General features: G+C 53.9%; 3 protein-coding genes and 2 pseudogenes (1 of these 5 running past the window's edge). All 5 read right to left on the bottom strand.

Going from position 1 to position 18,988, the window contains the following annotated elements:
* Positions 1-140 precede the first annotated feature (140 nt).
* A complete protein-coding gene (locus tag UB51_RS07430; protein WP_445322370.1) occupies positions 141-7,886 on the bottom strand; it encodes an amino acid adenylation domain-containing protein in 7,746 nt (2,581 codons plus the stop codon).
* Positions 7,887-8,036: 150 nt separating this feature from the next.
* Positions 8,037-8,135, bottom strand: a pseudogene (locus tag UB51_RS29590) (phosphopantetheine-binding protein); the annotation flags it as partial.
* Positions 8,101-8,388 (bottom strand): hypothetical protein, encoded by a 288-nt coding sequence (locus UB51_RS28765; RefSeq protein ID WP_234405698.1) that lies wholly within the window; start codon positions 8,386-8,388, stop codon positions 8,101-8,103. The gene UB51_RS28765 and the pseudogene UB51_RS29590, both read right to left, overlap by 35 nt.
* Positions 8,295-11,060: pseudogene (locus UB51_RS29585) on the bottom strand (non-ribosomal peptide synthetase); the annotation flags it as partial. The pseudogene UB51_RS29585 and the gene UB51_RS28765, both read right to left, overlap by 94 nt.
* A gap of 62 nt (positions 11,061-11,122) precedes the next feature.
* On the bottom strand, positions 11,123-18,988 hold the final stretch of the coding sequence (locus UB51_RS07425) for a non-ribosomal peptide synthetase (RefSeq protein WP_044876767.1). Its footprint extends 24,474 nt past the window's final position; only the last 7,866 of its 32,340 coding nucleotides appear in the window; its start codon lies off the right edge, out of view; the stop codon is at positions 11,123-11,125.

Genomic DNA, 18,988 nt, shown 5'->3' with positions numbered 1-18,988 from the left:
ACACGTTACGTGACCTCCAGAAGCGAATTCTTGATCTGGAAGAGGAAAATAAAATCTTAAAAACTGATACATTACTTCTCAAAAAACGGCGCTAATTTATCCATTCAATCAAGAATCATCACTTTTTGGCACATAACCTTTCATCTTTGTACGTTTTTTGTCATATCAAGTATGTACTCCAACTCCTCAAACGTAAGTTCATTATCTTTTAAATCACTAGGAGTCATTTCGGCATCCTCTTTTTGTACACAATGCTCGATAATCCGGCGCAGGTGATCTCGGTAGCTCTCCAGCAATCCCTTGATCGTCTCTTCCCGGTACTCTCTTCCTGGATACTGGATGCTCATCTGCAACTTGCCTCCCATAATAGCGCCGCCTATGTCCAACCTGTGTACTCGTTCCGAATCTCGATGAAATGTGCTTCCCATCGGCATCCCGGAGCCTTCAAATACACCGCTTCTCATCTCCGTGTCAAACTGCCCCAAGTAGTTGAAGCTAATCTCCGGTCTTTGTTTGAATTCCAGGTCCCGGGTTTTTTCCTTCTCCGTCACGTATTTCAGAATCCCGTACCCGATCCCCTTATTCGGTATCCTTCTCAGCGTTTCTTTCACCTGCTTGATTTGATTCCCCAGTTCTTCCCTTCCCTTGATTTCCAACACCACCGGATACATGCTCGTAAACCAGCCCACCGTTCGGCTCACGTTCACTCCCTTGATGACCTCTTCCCTTCCGTGTCCCTCCAGCGTCAGCCCTACTCGTCCTTCTCCCGTCCACTCTTCCACGGCCTGTGCCAATCCCGTCAGCAGGATGTCATTCATCTCCGTATGGTAGGCTTGATGCACGTTTCTCAGCAGCTTCTCCGTCTCTTCTTCCGTGAACTCCACGATCTCGATCCGGCTCTCTCCCCATGTATTCCCTTTCGCTTCAACCTCCTCGTCCTTCGGCAGTCTTGCAATCTCCGCCTCTTCCACCGCTTTCCAATACGGCTTCTCCTTTAGCAACTTCCTGCTGTTTGCATACTCTTTCAGTTCCTTTGACCACTGTTGGTACGAGTTCGTCTTCTCCGGCAAGTTCACTTCCTCATTCGCCAGCTTCTGTTCATACCCGATCGCCAAATCTTCGAACAGGATTCTCCATGAAACTCCGTCGATCACCAAATGATGGACCGCCAGCAGCAAGTGGTCTCCTTCACTAGTCTTGAATAAGCCGCCTCTCATCAGCGGGCCCGACTGCAGGTTCAAGCTGCTTTGCAGACGCTCCGACTCCGACTCGATCCGTCTGGCCGCTTCCTCTGCATCCCCGACGATCTCCACGACGCTCAGCTCAATTTCGTTCCCTTCGATCCCTGCGTTAACTTGAACGACGCTGTCTCCTTCGCCCTCATACCTCATTCGCAGCGCATCATGGTGGGCCACCAGTTCCTGCAAGATCTCCCTCAGCGCCTCGCTGTTGAAGCCTTCCTGCCTATATACCATCATCGACTGATTCCAATGATGCTTCGCTTGGAAGTCTTGTTCGAAAAACCATCGCTGAATCGGGGTGAGCTCCACCTGCCCCTTCACTTGACCTTGATCGATGCTCATCTCTACCTGCCGTACATACAGACTCACGTCTTCAATCGTCGGATGCAGGAACAAGTTCGCGATTTCCAGCTTCAACTGTTGTTTATGCAAACGAGCGCTGATTTGAATCGCCTTGATCGAGTCTCCTCCCAGCTCGAAGAAGTTGTCCCGGATTCCTATGCGCTCCAGACCGAGCACCTCTGACCAGATGTCCGCTAGCTTCGCCTCCACGTCGTTTCGTGGCGCGACGTACTCCACACCCGTGTGTACCGCCCCTTCCGGGGCTGGCAGCGCCTTGCGGTCCACCTTCCCGTTTGGCGTCAGCGGCAGCTTCTCCACACGTACGAAGTACGACGGGATCATATATTCCGGCAAGCTTTCTCCCATATGTTTGCGCCATGCCGACACCGGCAGCTCCTCTTCCGTCACCACGTACGCGCACAAGTACGATTGGCCTTCTTCTCCCTTCCGGGCCACGACCACCGCGTCTTCCACCGCTTCATGCTTTATGAGCTGCTCATGCACCTCTCCCAGCTCAATCCGGAAGCCACGGATCTTCACCTGCTCATCGATCCGACCCAAGTACTCCAGGTTCCCGTCCGGCAGCCATCTGGCTAAGTCACCCGTCCGGTACATCCGCTCTCCAGGCACAAACGGGTTCTCTACAAACTTCTCCTCCGTCAGCTCCGGACGGTTTAAATACCCTCGTGCCACTCCTTTTCCTGCAACATACAACTCCCCTTGTATACCTATAGGTTGTATCCGCTGCTGCTTATCCAGTATATAAGCCCTCAAGGTTGGTATCGGTTTCCCAATGTTGCTCTTCCCTTGAGCAATCTCCACTTCAGTGATTTCTTTGTAGGTAACATGCACTGTCGTTTCTGTTGTTCCATACATATTAATCAATCGTATATCTGGCTGTTTCCTTTTCCACTCTTTCAATATGGATGGGCTTAACGCCTCTCCTCCGAAAATTACGTTCCTTACGGCTAGCTTCTCTCCAACCTCTCTTCCTTCTTCATGCAGCAACTGATAAAAATACATCGGCGTTTGATTCAGTATGGTTACTTGTTGATCCTTCAGTAATTGAAGGAATTGTTGTGGATTTTTCACTGTCTGTTGAGGTACCACGATCAGCTTCCCTCCGTACAACAACGCCCCGTACATTTCCCACACGGAAAAATCGAAGCAGAACGAATGGAACAACGTCCAGGTGTCCGTATCGCCAAAGTCAAACAAGTTTTTGTCGTTGAACAGTAACCGGACAACATTGCGCTGTTCCACCATGACTCCTTTCGGCTTCCCGGTGGACCCGGACGTATAAATCACGTACGCCAAACTAGCGGCCGTATGCTCTCGCGTGATATTCCCGCGCTCTTCCTCTGCATATACGCCCACCTCATCCAACACCACGATGCTTCCTTCAAACGCCGCTACCCGGTCCGTCAGCCGCTTCTGGGTCAGCAGCACCTTCGTCCCGCTATCCTCCAGCATGTACGCAATCCGCTCTGCCGGATAGTCCGGGTCAATCGGCAAATACGCTCCTCCTGCCTTCAGGATGCCCAAGATCCCGGCCATCATCTCCAGCGAGCGTTCCACCATGATGCCCACGATCGTCTCGGTCCCTACCCCATGCTTACGCAGCACGCGTGCCACTTGGTTCGACCTTGCATTCAGCTCTTCGTACGTCCACTCCTCCCCTTCATACACCACTGCTACTTGCCCAGGAGTCTTCTCCGCCTGCTCCTCGAACAGCTCGCTAATCGTCTTCTCCCTTGGGTACAGTGCTTCCGTTTCGTTGAACGACACCAACACCTGCTCCCGTTCCTCTTCTGTTAGCAGCTCAATGTCAGACAGCTTAATCTCCGGCTGATCCGCCACCTGCTCTAACAACCTCAACCAATGGCTGCTCCATCTCTCCATCGTTTCTTGGCGGAACAACCGGCTTCCGTACTCCATCTGGAAGTAGAGTTTCCCTTCCCCTTCGACGGCCTGCACGCTCACATCAAATTTCGCAATTTTTCCTTCGTAACCGTACGGACTTACCTTCAGCCCTTTCAAACCGAACTCCTTCATCTCTACGTTTTGCAGCGCGAACAACGTATCAAACAGCGGATTCCGGCTCAAATCTCTCCGTACCCCCAGTTTCTCCACCAACTCCTCCAGTGGATACTCCTGGTTCTCATACGCCTGCAGCACCTGCGTTTTCACGTCCTCCAGGTACGAAACGAACGTTTTCTCCCCTTTCGGGCGGTTCCTCAGCGCCAACGTATTTACGAACATCCCCATTATTTCACCGAGGTCGGCGTGTCCTCTTCCCGCAATCGGCGTTCCCACCACGATGTCTTCTTGCCCTGTATATTTCGACAGCAGCACGGTATACGCCGCAAGCAGGGTCATATACAGTGTCGCTCCTCTCTCAAGCGACAGCTTCGCCAGCTTCTGGCTGTACTCCTCTCCCAGCTCGCATCCTACGCTGGCACCTTCAAACTGCTGCACAGCCGGACGCGGATAATCCGTTGGCAGTTCCAGCACCGGCACTTCTCCTGCGAATGATTCCAGCCAGTACTGCTCCTGCTTCTCGATGTCTCCCTTGCGGATTCGCTCCTGCTGCCATACCGCATAATCTTTGTACTGGATTCCTCGCTTCCCAAGCTCTCTTCCTTCATACGCCTGCATGAACTCCTGTAGGAAGAGGTTGATCGATCCCCCGTCGGAAATGATATGGTGCATGTCCACCACCAGTACATGCTCTTCTTTCCCTAGCTGTATGATTCCTGCCCGGAGTAACGGTGCTTGACTCAAATCAAACGGACGGATGAACGTTTCGATCAGACGCTCGATTTCCTCAACGCTCGCTTCTTCGTACGCTACGGCCAGTTCTACTTCCGCGTGCACCCGCTGCACCAGTTCCCCGTCAGCCATATCAAAGGACGTGCGCAATGCCTCGTGCCGGTTCACCACCGTTTGCAAGGCCGCACCCAGACGACCCCGGTCCAGCTTTCCTTCCAGCTTCAGCACCGTTGGCATATTATAGCTGACTCCTGCTCCTTCCAGCTGCTGGACCACATATACCCGTTTTTGTGCCGACGACACCGGATAATACGCTCTCGCTTCCACCTGCTCTATCGGGGTATATGATTTCTTCTCTGCTTCCTGCAAGTAGCCCGCCATCGCTTCGATCGTCGCGTGCCCGAACACTTCGCGCAGCGGCACCTCCACCTGCAGCTCCTGGTGAATCCGCGACACCAGCATCATCGCTTTTAGCGAGTGTCCCCCCAGCTCAAAGAAGTTGTCCCAGACGCCTATGCGCTCCATGCCGAGCACTTCCGACCAGATGTCCGCCAGCTTCGCCTCCGTGTCGTTTCGCGGTGCGACATACTCCACGCCCGTGTGTACCGCACCTTCTGGTGCTGGCAGCGCCTTGCGGTCCACCTTCCCGTTTGGCGTCAGCGGCAACTGCTCCATACGTACGAAGTAGGACGGGATCATATACTCCGGCAAGCTTTGGCCCATATGCTTGCGCCAGGACGACACCGGCAGCTCCGCTTCCGTTAACACGTACGCGCACAAGTACGCTTCGCCTTCTTCTCCCTTCCGGGCTACGACGACCGCGTCTTCCACCGCTTCATGCTTCATCAGTTGCTCGCGTACTTCTCCCAGCTCAATCCGGAAACCACGGATCTTCACCTGCTCATCGATCCGCCCCAAATACTCCAGATTCCCGTCCGGCAGCCATCTGACCAAGTCCCCTGTTCGGTACATCCGCTCTCCAGGCACAAACGGGTTCTCTACAAACTTCTCCTCCGTCAGCTCCGGTTGGTTCAAGTACCCTCGTGCCAACCCATCTCCGGCTATGCACAGCTCGCCCGCGATTCCGATTGGCTGCAACAGCTTCGCTCCATCCAGCACATACACTTGGGTATTCGGCAGCGGCTTTCCGATCGGGACGTGGACTCCCTCCTTCCTTCCCAGGGCATATTGCGTTGCATAGATGGTCGCTTCCGTCGGGCCGTACATATTTTCCACGCTGACGTCCGGCCATAATTCGTTCAGCTTGTTCGCCAAATCGCTAGGGAGCGCTTCTCCTGCCACGAACACGTACTCCAGCTTCCTAACCTTCTCTTGTTCTACACCGTCGTTCATCACCAATTGCAACATCGCGGGAACGAAGTTGATGTGCGTGATTGAATGACGATCGATCACCTCTTCCAGTTTGGCCCAATCCTTTTCCGCACCTTGCTTGGCTATCACCAGTTGGCCGTTCCCTAGTATCCATCCGAACAACTCCGTGATCGATACATCAAACGTATAGGCAGTCTTTAATAGATAAGCTCCGGTTGCTTGTAATGGATACCGTTGCTGCATCGCTGACAATATGTTGGTTAGACTCGCATGCTCCACCAGTACCCCTTTCGGTTTCCCGGTGGACCCCGACGTATAAATCACGTACGCCAAACTAGCGGCCGTATGCTCGCGCGCGATATTCCCGCGCTCTTCCTCTGCATATATGCCCGCCTCATCCAACGCCACAATGCTTCCGTCAAACGCCACTCGATCCGTCAATTGCTCCTGCAGCCGCTTCTGGGTCAGCAGCACCTTCGTCCTGCTATCCTCCAGCATGTACGCAATCCGCTCTGACGGATAGTCCGGATCAATCGGCAAATACGCTCCTCCTGCCTTCAGGATGCCCAAGATGCCTGCCATCATCTCCAGCGAGCGTTCCACCATGATGCCCACGATCGTCTCGGACCCTACCCCGTGCTTACGCAGCATTCGCGCCACTTGGTTCGATCTGGCATTCAGCTCTTCGTACGTCCACTCCTGTCCTTCGTACACCACTGCTACTTGCTTCGGTGTCTTTGCTACCTGTTCCTCGAACAGCTCGCTAATCGTTTTCTCCCTCGGGTACGGCGCCTCGGTCTTGTTAAACGACACCAGCACCTGCTCCCGTTCCTCTTCTGTTAGCAGTTCAATGTCCGACAGCTTAATCTCCGGCTGATCCGCCACTTGCTCTAGCAGCCTCAGCCAATGGCTGCTCCATCTCTCCATCGTTTCTTGGCGGAACAGCCTGCTTCCGTACTCCACATGGAAGTAGAGCTTTCCTTCCCCTTCGGCGGCCTGCAGGCTTACATCAAATTTCGAAATTTTCCCTTCGTATCCGTACGGGCTTACCTTCAGCCCTTCCAGACCGAACTCTTTCATCTCCATGTTTTGCAGCGCGAACAACGTATCAAACAGCGGATTCCGGCTCAAATCTCTCCGTACACCCAGCTTCTCCACCAGCTCCTCCAGCGGATACTCCTGGTTCTCATACGCCTGCAGCACCTGCGCTTTCACGTCCTCCAGGTACGATACGAACGTTTTCTCCCCTTCCGGGCGGTTTCGCAGCGCCAGCGTATTCACGAACATCCCCATTACTTCACCGAGGTCGGCGTGTCCTCTTCCCGCAATCAGCGTTCCCACCACGATGTCTTCTTGCCCTGTATATTTCGACAGCAGCACGGTATATGCCGCTAATAAGGTCATATACAGCGTCGCTCCTCGCTCCCGCGACAGCTTCACCAGCTTCTGGCTGTACTCCTCTCCCAGCTCGCATCCTACGCTGGAACCTTCAAACTGCTGCACAGCCGGACGCGGATAATCCGTTGGCAGCTCCAGCACCGGCACTTCTCCTGCGAACGCTCCCAGCCAGTACTGCTCCTGCTTCTCGATCTCTCCCTTCCGGATCCGCTCCTGCTGCCATACCGCATAATCCTTGTACTGGATGCCCGGCTCCCCAAGCTCTCGTCCTTCATACGCCTGCATGAACTCCTGTAGGAACAGGTTGATCGACACCCCGTCGGAGATGATATGGTGCATGTCCACCACCAGCACATGCTCCTCTTTCCCTAGCTGTATGATTCCTGCCCGGAGTAACGGTGCTTGACTCAGATCAAACGGACGGATGAACGTTTCGATCAAACGCCCGATCTCCGCAACACTCGCTTCCTCGTACACTACGGCCAGTTCCATTTCTGCAACGTTCGCTTCTTCGTACGATACGGCCGGTTCAATTTCCGCAACGCTCGCTCCTTCGTACGCTACGGCCAGTTCCATTTCCGCAACACTCGCTTCTTCGTACGATACGGCCAGTTCCACTTCCGCGTGTACCCGCTGCACCAGTTCCCCGTCAGCCATGTCAAAGGACGTGCGCAATGCCTCGTGCCGGTTCACCACCGTTTGCAAAGCCACACCCAGACGTCCCCGGTCCAGCTTTCCTTCCAGCTTCAGCACCGTCGGCATATTGTAGCTGACTCCTGCTCCTTCCAACTGCTGGACCACATACACCCGTTTTTGTGCCGGCGACACTGGATAAAACGCTCTCGCTTCCACTCGCTCTATCGCGGTATATACTTTCTTCTCTGCTTCCTGCAAGTAACCCGTTATCGCTGCGATCGTCGCGTGCCCGAACACTTCGCGCAGCGGCACCTCCACCTGCAGCTCCTGGTGAATCCGCGACACCAGCATCATCGCTTTCAGCGAGTGTCCCCCCAGCTCAAAGAAGTTGTCCCAGACGCCTATGCGCTCCATGCCGAGCACTTCCGACCAGATGTCCGCCAGCTTTGCCTCTACGTCGTTTCGCGGTGCGACGTACTCCACGCCCGTGTGTACCGCTCCTTCCGGTGCTGGCAGCGCCTTGCGGTCCACCTTCCCGTTTGGCGTCAGCGGCAAGTGCTCCATACGCACGAAATAGGACGGAATCATATACTCCGGCAAGCTTTCTCCCACATGCTTGCGCCATACCGACACCGGCAACTCCTCTTCCGTCACCACATACGCGCACAAGTACGCTTCGCCTTCTTCTTCCTTCCGGGCTACGACGATTGCGTCTTCCACCGCTTCATGCTTCATGAGCTGCTGACGCACCTCGTCCGGCTCAATCCGGAAGCCACGGATCTTCACCTGCTCATCGATCCGGCCCAAGTACTCCAAGTTCCCATCTGGAAGCCATCTTGCCAAGTCCCCCGTCCGGTACATCCTCTCTCCCGGTACAAACGGGTTCTCCACAAACTTCTCCTTCGTCAGCTCCGGACGATTCAAGTACCCTCGTGCCAACCCATCTCCGGCTATGCATAGCTCGCCCGCAATTCCGATAGGCTGCAACCGGTTCGCTCCACTCAGCACATACACTTGTGTATTCGGCAGCGGCTTTCCGATCGGGACGTGGACTCCCTCCTTCTTTCCCAGGGCATATTGCGTTGCATAGATGGTCGCTTCCGTCGGACCGTACATATTTTCCACGCTGACGTCCGGCCATAATTCGTTCAGCTTGTTCGCCAAATCGCTAGGGAGCGCTTCTCCTGCCACGAACACGTACTCCAGCTTCCTAACCTTCTCTTGTTCTACACCGTCGTTCATCACCAATTGCAACATCGCGGGAACGAAGTTGATGTGCGTGATTGAATGACGATCGATCACCTCTTCCAGTTTGGCCCAATCCTTTTCCGCACCTTGCTTGGCTATCACCAGTTGGCCGTTCCCTAGTATCCATCCGAACAACTCCGTGATCGATACATCAAACGTATAGGCAGTCTTTAATAGATAAGCTCCGGTTGCTTGTAATGGATACCGTTGCTGCATCGCTGACAACATGTTGGTTAGACTCGCATGCTCCACCAGTACCCCTTTCGGTTTCCCGGTGGACCCCGACGTATAAATCACGTACGCCAAACTAGCGGCCGTATGCTCGCCCGCGATATTCCCGCGCTCTTCCTCTGCATATACGCCCGCCTCATCCAACGCCACGATGCTTCCGTCAAATGCCACTCGGTCCGTCAGCCGCTTCTGCGTCAGCAGCACCTTCGTCCCGCTATCCTCCAGCATGTACGCAATCCGCTCTACCGGATAGTCCGGGTCAATCGGCAAATACGCTCCTCCTGCCTTCAGGATGCCCAAGATGCTGGCCATCATCTCCAGCGAGCGTTCCACCATAATGCCCACGATCGTTTCGGTCCCTACCCCGTGCTTGCGCAGCATTCGCGCCACTTGGTTCGATCTGGCATTCAGCTCTTCGTACGTCCACTCCTGCCCTTCGTATACCACTGCTACTTGCCCAGGAGTTTTCTCCACCTGTTCCTCGAACAGTTCACTAATTGTCTTCTCCCTCGGGTATGGTGCCTCCGTCTTGTTGAACGACACCAATACCTGCTCCCGTTCCTCTTCTGTTACGATATCAAGCTCTTGAATCCGCAGCTCCGGATGCTTCACTACCTGCTGGATAATTCTCTCCAGATGCTGCCCAATTCTCCGGATAAACTCCTGATCGTGCGCCTTTGCATTGTAATTCATTTTAAACGTCAGCTGTTTCCCCGGAATGACCGTGATATTAAAGTCATAGTTCGTCTGCTCGAACGCTTCGACTCCCTCTATCTCAAAGCCTAACCCTTCCCCGTCCGTTTGATTCTTCAGCTCTTCACCTATAGGGAAATTTTGAAACACCATGATGTGATCCAGCAATCCTTGCTTCACCTGGCTCTTCGCCTGCACATCCGCTAATGATACGTAGTCGTATTTCTCCGAGGCTAGCGCTCTGTGCTGCATCCCTTGCACCAGGTCTGCAAATCGCTCCTCCGGCTCTGCGTACACTCGAATGGGAATCGTGTTCACGAATAACCCCACCATCTTCTCCACGCCTTCAATTTCCGCAGGTCTTCCCGAGACTACCGAACCGAACACCACGTCGCTCGCTTGGTTGTACCTTTGCAGCAAAATCCCCCAGATCGCCTGAATCATCGTATTGATCGTCACTTGGTACGTTTGGGCGATCCTGTTCAATTGACCGCTCTCCTTCTCCCCTACGGTGACGATCACTTCCTCTTGCCGATACTCCCCGTTTCCTTCGCCTTTCCGCTGCGCCGGTACGCTTGCCTGTTGCTCATAACCCCTCAAGTAGTTCTCCCAGTACTCCAGCGCCTCTTCTTGATCCTGCTCCCCCAGCCACTGGATGTAATCGCTGTACGGATACGCTTTTTCCAACTCCACGCGCTGACCGCTTTTCAATTGAACGTAATACTTGAACAAATCTCCCAGAACGATCCCCGTGCACCAGCCATCCATGATGATGTGATGGTAACTCCAGATCACTCTGTACGTTTCCTTTCCCGTCTGAATCACCGACAGCCTCATCAGCAGATCCTTGCTAAGATCGAATCCCTTTTCCCTATCTTTTTTCTGGAACTCTTTAATATATTGCCTTCTCTCATCCTCTTCAAGATCGGCTATGTTTTCATAATGAATCTGGGCTATTTTTTCTTTTGCAGTAATTCGTAAGGGTTTGCTAACTTCCTCAAATACAAATACTGATCTTAGGATATTATATTTTTGGATTACCAAATTAAAAGCTTGCTCGAATAATTCGATTTGAAAAATAGTATTGTTAATGTTAAATCCTATTTGAACCAAATATCCCCTAAAATTATGATCTACTATCGAGTGAAATAAAATTCCCTCCTGCATAGCAGAAAGGAACCCTATGTCTTCGATATGCTTAAGACCCAACATATGCTTCACCTCCGTTTTTAATTTTTTCCAAAGAGTCGAACTGCAATTTCAAAGTCCTTCCATTTCAACTCTTTCGCACTAAAATCGCTAGGAGTTCTCTCAGCATCCTCTTTTTGTACGCAATGCCCGATAATCCGGCACAGGTGGTCTCGGTAGCTCTCCAGCAATCCCTTGATCGTCTCTTCCCGGTACTCTCTTCCCGGATACTGGATGCTCATCTGCAGCTTGCCTCCCACAATGGCGCCGCTCACGTCCAGCTTGTATGTTCGTTCCGAATCTCGATGAAATGCGCTTCCCATCGGCATCCCGGAGCCTTCAAATACACCGCTTCCCATCTCTGCGTCAAACTGCCCCAAGTAGTTGAAGCTAATCTCCGGTCTTTGTTTGAATTCCAGGTCCCGGGTCTTTTCCTTCTCCGTCACGTATTTTAGAATCCCATACCCGATCCCTTTATTCGGTATCCTTCTCAGCGTTTCTTTCACCTGCTTGATTTGATTCCCCAGCTCTTCCCTTCCCTTGATTTCCAGCACCACCGGGTACATGCTCGTAAACCAGCCTACCGTTCGGCTCACGTTCACTCCCTTGATGACCTCTTCCCTTCCGTGTCCCTCCAGCGTCAGCCCTACTCGTTCTTCTCCCGTCCACTCTTCCACGGCCTGTGCCAATCCCGTCAGCAGGATGTCATTCATCTCCGTATGGTAGGCTTGATGCACATTTCTCAGCAGCTTCTCCGTCTCTTCTTCCGTGAACTCCACGATCTCGATCCGGCTCTCTGCCCATGTATTCCCTTTCGCTTCAACCTCCTCGTCCTTCGGCAGTCTTGCAATCTCCGCCTCTTCCACCGCTTTCCAATACGGCTTCTCTCTCAGCAGCTTCCTGCTGTTTGCATACTCTTTCAGTTCCTTGGACCACTGTTGGTACGAGTTCGTCTTCTCCGGCAAGCTCACTTCCTCATTCGCTAGCTTCTGTTCATACCCGATCGCCAAATCTTCCAGCAGGATTCTCCATGAGACTCCGTCGATCACCAGATGATGGACCGCCAGCAGCAAGTGGTCCCCTTCGCCAGTCTTGAATAATCCAGCTCTCATCAGCGGTCCCGACTCCAGGTTCAGGCTGCTTTGGAGACGCTCCGACTCCGACTCGATCCGCCTTGCTACCTCCTCTTCATTCCCGACAATCTCTACTATGCTTAGCTCGATTTCGGTCCCTTCGTTAACTTGAAGGACGTTGTCTCCTTCACCCTCATACCTCATTCGCAACGCATCATGATGGGCCACCAGTTCCTGCAAGACCTCCCTCAGCGCCTCGCTGTTGAAGCCTTCCTGCCTATATAGCATCATCGACTGGTTCCAATGATGCTTCGCTTGGAAGTCTTGTTCGAAAAACCATCGCTGAATCGGAGTGAGCTCTACCTGCCCCTTCACTTGACCTTGATCGATGCTCATCTCCACCTGCCGTACATACAGACTCACGTCTTCAATCGTCGGATGCAGGAACAAGTTCGCGATTTCCAGCTTCAACTGTTGTTTATGCAAACGAGCGCTGATTTGAATCGCCTTGATCGAGTCTCCTCCCAACTCAAAGAAGTTGTCCCGGACCCCTATGCGCTCCAAACCGAGCACTTCCGACCAGACGTCCGCCAGCTTCGCCTCCATGTCGTTTCGTGGCGCGATGTACTCCACACCCGTGTGTACCGCCCCTTCCGGTGCTGGCAACGCCTTACGATCCACCTTCCCGTTTGGCGTCAGTGGCAAGTGCTCCACACGCACGAAGTACGACGGGATCATATACTCCGGCAAGCTTTCTCCCATATGCTTGCGCCATGCCGACACCGGCAGTTCCTCTTCCGTTACCACGTACGCGCACAAGTACGCTTGGCCTTCTTCTTCCTTCCGGGCCACGACGACCGCGTCTTCCACCGCTTCATGCTTCATGAGCTGCTCGCGCACCTCTCCCAACTCAATCCGGAAGCCACGGATCTTTACCTGCTCATCGATCCGGCCCAAGTACTCCAGATTCCCGTCCGGCAGCCATCTGACCAAGTCCCCTGTTCGGTACATCCGCGCTCCAGCCACAAACGGGTTCTCCACAAACTTTTCCTTCGTTAGATCCGGTCGGTTCAAGTACCCTCGTGCCAACCCGTCTCCGGCTATGCACAGCTCTCCCGCGATTCCAATAGGCTGCAACCGGTTTGCTACACCCAGCACATACACTTGGGTATTCGGCAGCGGCTTTCCGATAGGGACGTGGATTCCTTCCTTCCTCCCCAGGGCATATTGCGTCGCATAGATGGTCGCTTCCGTCGGACCGTACATATTTTCTACGCTGACGTCCGGCCATAGTTCGTTCAGCTTGTTCGCCAAGTCGCTAGGGAACGCTTCTCCTGCCACGAACACATACTCCAGCTTCCTAACCTTCTCTTGTTCTACACCCTCGTTCATCACCAGGTGCAACATCGCGGGAACGAAGTTGATGTGCGTGATTGGATGGCGATCGATCACCTCTTCCAGTTTGGCCCAATCCTTTTCCGCGCCTTGCTTGGCTATCACCAGTTGACCGTTCCCTAGTATCCATCCGAACAACTCCGTGATCGATACATCAAACGTGTAGGCAGTCTTTAATAGATAGGCTCCGGTTGCTTGTAGTGGATATCGTTGCTGCATCGCTGACAACATATTGGTTAGACTCGCATGCTCCACCAATACCCCTTTCGGCTTCCCGGTGGACCCTGACGTATAAATCACATACGCCAAGCTAGCAGCCGTATGCTCGCCCGCGATATTCCCGCGCTCTTCCTCTGCATATACGCCCGCCTCATCCAGCGCCACGATGCTTCCGTCAAACGCCACTCGGTCCGTCAGCCGCTTCTGGGTCAGCAGCACCTTCGTTCCGCTATCCTCCAGCATGTACGCAATCCGCTCCGACGGATAGTCCGGGTCAATCGGCAAATACGCTCCTCCTGCCTTCAGGATGCCCAAGATGCCGGCCATCATCTCCAGCGAACGTTCCACCATGATGCCCACGATCGTCTCGGACCCTACCCCGTGCTTGCGCAGCATTCGCGCCACTTGGTTCGACCTAGCATTCAGCTCTTCGTACGTCCACTCTTCCCCTTCGTACACTACCGCCACTTGCTTTGGTGTCTTTGCTACCTGTTCCTCGAACAGCTCGCTGATCGTCTTCTCCCTCGGGTACGGCGCTTCCGTCTCGTTGAACGACACCAGCACCTGCTCCCGTTCCTCTTCCGTCATCAGCTCGATGTCCGACAGCTTAATCTCCGGCTGATCCGCCACCTGCTCTAACAACCTCAACCAATGGCTGCTCCATCTCTCCATCGTTTCCGGGCGGAACAACCGGCTTCCGTACTCCACATGGAAGTAGAGCTTCCCTTCCCCTTCGACGGCCTGCACGCTCACATCAAATTTCGCAATTTTTCCTTCGTACCCATACGGACTTACCTTCAGCCCTTCCAGACCGAACTCTTTCATCTCCATGTTTTGCAACGCGAACAACGTATCAAACAGCGGATTCCGGCTCAAATCTCTCCGTACACCCAGCTTCTCCACCAACTCCTCCAGCGGATACTCCTGGTTCTCATACGCCTGCAGCACCTGCGTTTTCACGTCCTCCAGGTACGATACGAACGTTTTCTCCCCTTCCGGGCGATTCCTCAGCGCCAACGTATTTACGAACATCCCCATCACTTCACCGAGGTCGACGTGCCCTCTTCCCGCAATCGGCGTTCCCACCACGATGTCTTCTTGCCCTGTATATTTCGACAGCAGCACGGTATACGCCGCAAGTAGGGTCATATACAGCGTCGCTCCTCGATCCCGCGACAGCTTCACCAGCTTCTGGCTGTACTCCTCCCCTAGCGCGCAGCCTACGCTGGCACCTTCAAACTGCTGCACAGCCGGACGCGGATAATCCGTTGGTAGCTCCAGTACAGGCACTTCTCCTGCGAACGCCCCCAGCCAGTACTGCTCTTGCTTCTCGATTTCTCCCTTCTGGATCCGCTCCTGTAGCCATACGGCATAATCCTTGTACTGGATTCCGGGCTCCCCAAGCTCTCGTCCTTCATACGTCTGCATGAACTCCTGCAGGAATAGGTTGATCGACACCCCATCAGAGATAATGTGATGCATGTCCACCACCAGCACATGCTCCTCTTTCCCCAGCTGTATGATTCCTGCCCGGAGTAACGGTGCTTGACTCAGATCAAACGGACGGATGAACGTTTGGATCCGATGCTCGATCTCCATAGCGCTCGCTTCTTCGTACGCTACAGCCAGTTCCACTTCCTCTTGTACCTGCTGCACCAGTTCCCCGTCCGCCATGTCAAAGGACGTGCGCAATGCCTCGTGCCGGTTCACCACCGTTTGCAAGGCCGCGCCCAGACGTCCCCGGTCCAGCTTTCCTTCCAGCTTCAGCACCGTCGGCATATTGTAGCTGACTCCTGCTCCTTCCAACTGCTGGACCACATACATCCGTTTTTGTGCCGGTGACACCGGATAAAACGCTCTCGCTTCTACCCTCTCTATCGGGGTATATGATTTCTTCTCTGCTTCCTGCAAGTAGCCCGCCATCGCTTCGATCGTCGCGTGCCCGAACACTTCGCGCAGCGGCACCTCCACCTGCAGCTCCTGGTGAATCCGCGACACCAGCATCATCGCTTTCAGCGAGTGACCCCCCAGCTCGAAGAAGTTGTCCTGGACCCCGATGCGCTCCAAACCGAGCACCTCCGACCAGACGTCCGCCAGCTTCGACTCCACGTCGTTTCGCGGCGCGACGTATTCCACGCCTGTGTGTACCACCCCTTCTGGTGCTGGCAGCGCCTTGCGGTCCACCTTCCCGTTTGGCGTCAGCGGCAGGTGCTCCACACGCACGAAATACGACGGAATCATATACTCCGGCAAGCTTTCTCCCACATGCTTGCGCCATGCCGACACCGGCAACTCCTCTTCCGTCACCACGTACGCGCACAAGTACGCTTCGCCTTCTTCTCTCTTCCGGGCCACAACGACCGCGTCTTCCACCGCTTTATGCTTCATTAATTGCTGGCGCACCTCGTCCGGCTCAATCCGGAAGCCACGGATCTTCACCTGCTCATCAATCCGGCCCAAGTACTCCAGGTTCCCGTCCGGCAGCCATCTTACCAAGTCCCCCGTTCGGTACATCTTCTCTCCTGGCACAAACGGGTTCTCCACAAACTTCTCCTCCGTCAATTTCGGTCGGTTCAAGTACCCTCGCGCCAACCCGTCTCCGGCTATGCACAGCTCTCCCGCTATTCCAATAGGCTGAAGCTGATTTTTACTATTCATAACGTACAGCTTCGTATTACTGATAGCCTTACCGATCGGAATGTTGTCCGCCCGAGACGAGACTTCGTTCACCGCATAATAAGTACTAAACACTGTGCTTTCAGTAGGACCATATACGTGTATGATTTTAGTTTCGCCCAAATATTTGATTGCTTTCTCCACATGACTTCCCGATACTTTTTCGCCCCCGAACAACACTTTTCTTACCCTACTGAGGCATTCCGGGTTGACATCAATAAGTGCATTGAATAGAGCCGTAGTCATAAAGACAACCGTTATGTTTTCTTTGTGAATGATTGTTGAAAGTTTACTTGCGTCCAATACGCTCTCTCTGTTGATTAGCAAAAGTTTTGCACCATTTAGCAGCGCACCCCATATATCAAATGTCGATCCATCAAACACATAGTTGGATAGTTGCAACAAGGTATCATCGCTTGTAATTTCAATATAATTGGTGTCTTTTACGACCCTGGCAATATTGAAATGGGATATCAAGGTTCCTTTCGGCTTACCGGTGGACCCGGACGTATAAATCACGTACGCCAAACTAGCAGCCGTATGCTCGCCCGCGATATTCCCGCGATATTCCTCTGCATATACGCCCGCCTCATCCAACGCCACAATGCTTCCGTCAAACGCCACCCGGTCCGTCAAAGGCTCCTGAGTCAGCAGCATCTTCGTCCCGCTATCCTCCAGCATGTACGCAATCCGCTCTGCCGGATAATCCGGGTCAATCGGCAAATACGCTCCTCCTGCCTTCAGGATGCCCAAGATCCCGGCCATCATCTCCAGCGAACGTTCCACCATGATGCCCACGATCGTCTCGGCCCCTACCCCGTGCTTGCGCAGCATACGCGCCACTTGGTTCGATCTGACATTCAGCTCTTCGTACGTCCACTCCTGTCCTTCGTACACCACTGCTACTTGCTTCGGTGTCTTTGCTACCTGTTCCTCGAACAGCTCGCTAATCGTCTTCTCCCTCGGGTATGGCGTCTCCGTTTCATTGAACGACACCAACACCTGCTCCCGTTCCTCTTCCGTCATCAGCTCGATGTCCGACAGCCTGATCTCCGGCTGGTCCGCCACCTGCTCTAACAGCCTCAGCCAGTGGCTGCTCCATCTCTCAATCGTTTCCGGGCGGAACAACCGGCTTCCGTACTCCACATGGAAGTAGAGCTTCCCTTCCCCTTCGACTGCCTGCAGGCTTACATCAAATTTCGCAATCTTTCCTTCGTATCCGTACGGGCTTACCTTCAGTCCTTCCAGACCGAACTCTTTCATCTCTACGTTTTGCAGCGCGAACAACGTATCAAACAGCGGATTCCGGCTCAAATCTCTCCGTACACCCAGCTTCTCCACCAACTCCTCCAGCGGATACTCCTGGTTCTCATACGCCTGCAGCACCTGCGTTTTCACGTCCTCCAGGTACGAAACGAACGTTTTCTCCCCTTGCGGGCGATTCCTCAGCGCCAACGTATTTACGAACATCCCCATCACTTCACCGAGGTCGGCGTGTCCTCTTCCCGCAATCGGCGTTCCCACCACGATGTCTTCTTGCCCTGTATATTTCGACAGCAGCACGGTATATGCCGCCAATAGGGTCATATACAGCGTCGCTCCTCTCTCAAGCGACAGCTTCGCCAGCTTCTGGCTGTACTCCTCTCCCAGCTCGCAGCCTACGCTGGCACCTTCAAACTGCTGCACAGCCGGACGCGGATAATCCATTGGCAGTTCCAGCACCGGCACTTCTCCTGCGAATGATTCCAGCCAGTACTGCTCCTGCTTCTCGATGTCTCCCTTGCGGATTCGCTCCTGCTGCCATACCGCATAATCTTTGTACTGGATTCCTCGCTTCCCAAGCTCTCTTCCTTCATACGTCTGCATGAACTCCTGTAGGAATAGGTTGATCGACACCCCGTCGGAGATGATGTGGTGCATGTCCACCACCAGCACATGCTCCTCTTCCCCTAGCTGTAAAATGCCTGCCCGCAGTAACGGCGCTTGACTCAGATCAAACGGACGGATGAACGTTTGGATCAAATGCTCGATCTCCATAGCGCTCGCTTCTTCGCATGCCACAGCCAGTTCCACTTCCGCGAGTACCCGCTGCACCAGTTCCCCGTCAGCCATGTCAAAGGACGTGCGCAATGCCTCGTGCCGGTTCACCACCGTTTGCAAGGCCATGCCCAGACGGCCCCGGTCCAGCTTTCCTTCCAGCTTCAGCACCGTCGGCATATTGTAGCTGACTCCTGCCCCTTCCAGCTGCTGAACCACATACATCCGTTTTTGCGCCGGCGACACCGGATAAAACGCTTTCGCTTCCACACGCTCTATCGGGGTGTGCGTTGTCTTTTCCGCTTCCTGCAAGTAGCCTGCCATCGCTTCGATCGTTGCGTGCCCGAACACTTCGCGCAGCGGCACCTCCACCTGCAGTTCCTGATGAATCTGCGAGACCAGCATCATCGCTTTCAGCGAGTGCCCTCCCAACTCAAAGAAGTTGTCCCGGACGCCCACACGCTCCAAACCGAGCACCTCCGACCAGATGTCCGCCAGCTTCGACTC

The organism is Paenibacillus sp. IHBB 10380 (genome assembly GCF_000949425.1).
Classification (GTDB): Bacteria; Bacillota; Bacilli; order Paenibacillales; family Paenibacillaceae; genus Paenibacillus_AQ.
Note: the sequence above shows the minus strand (reverse complement) of the source record. Positions and strands in the feature narration are given on the sequence as shown.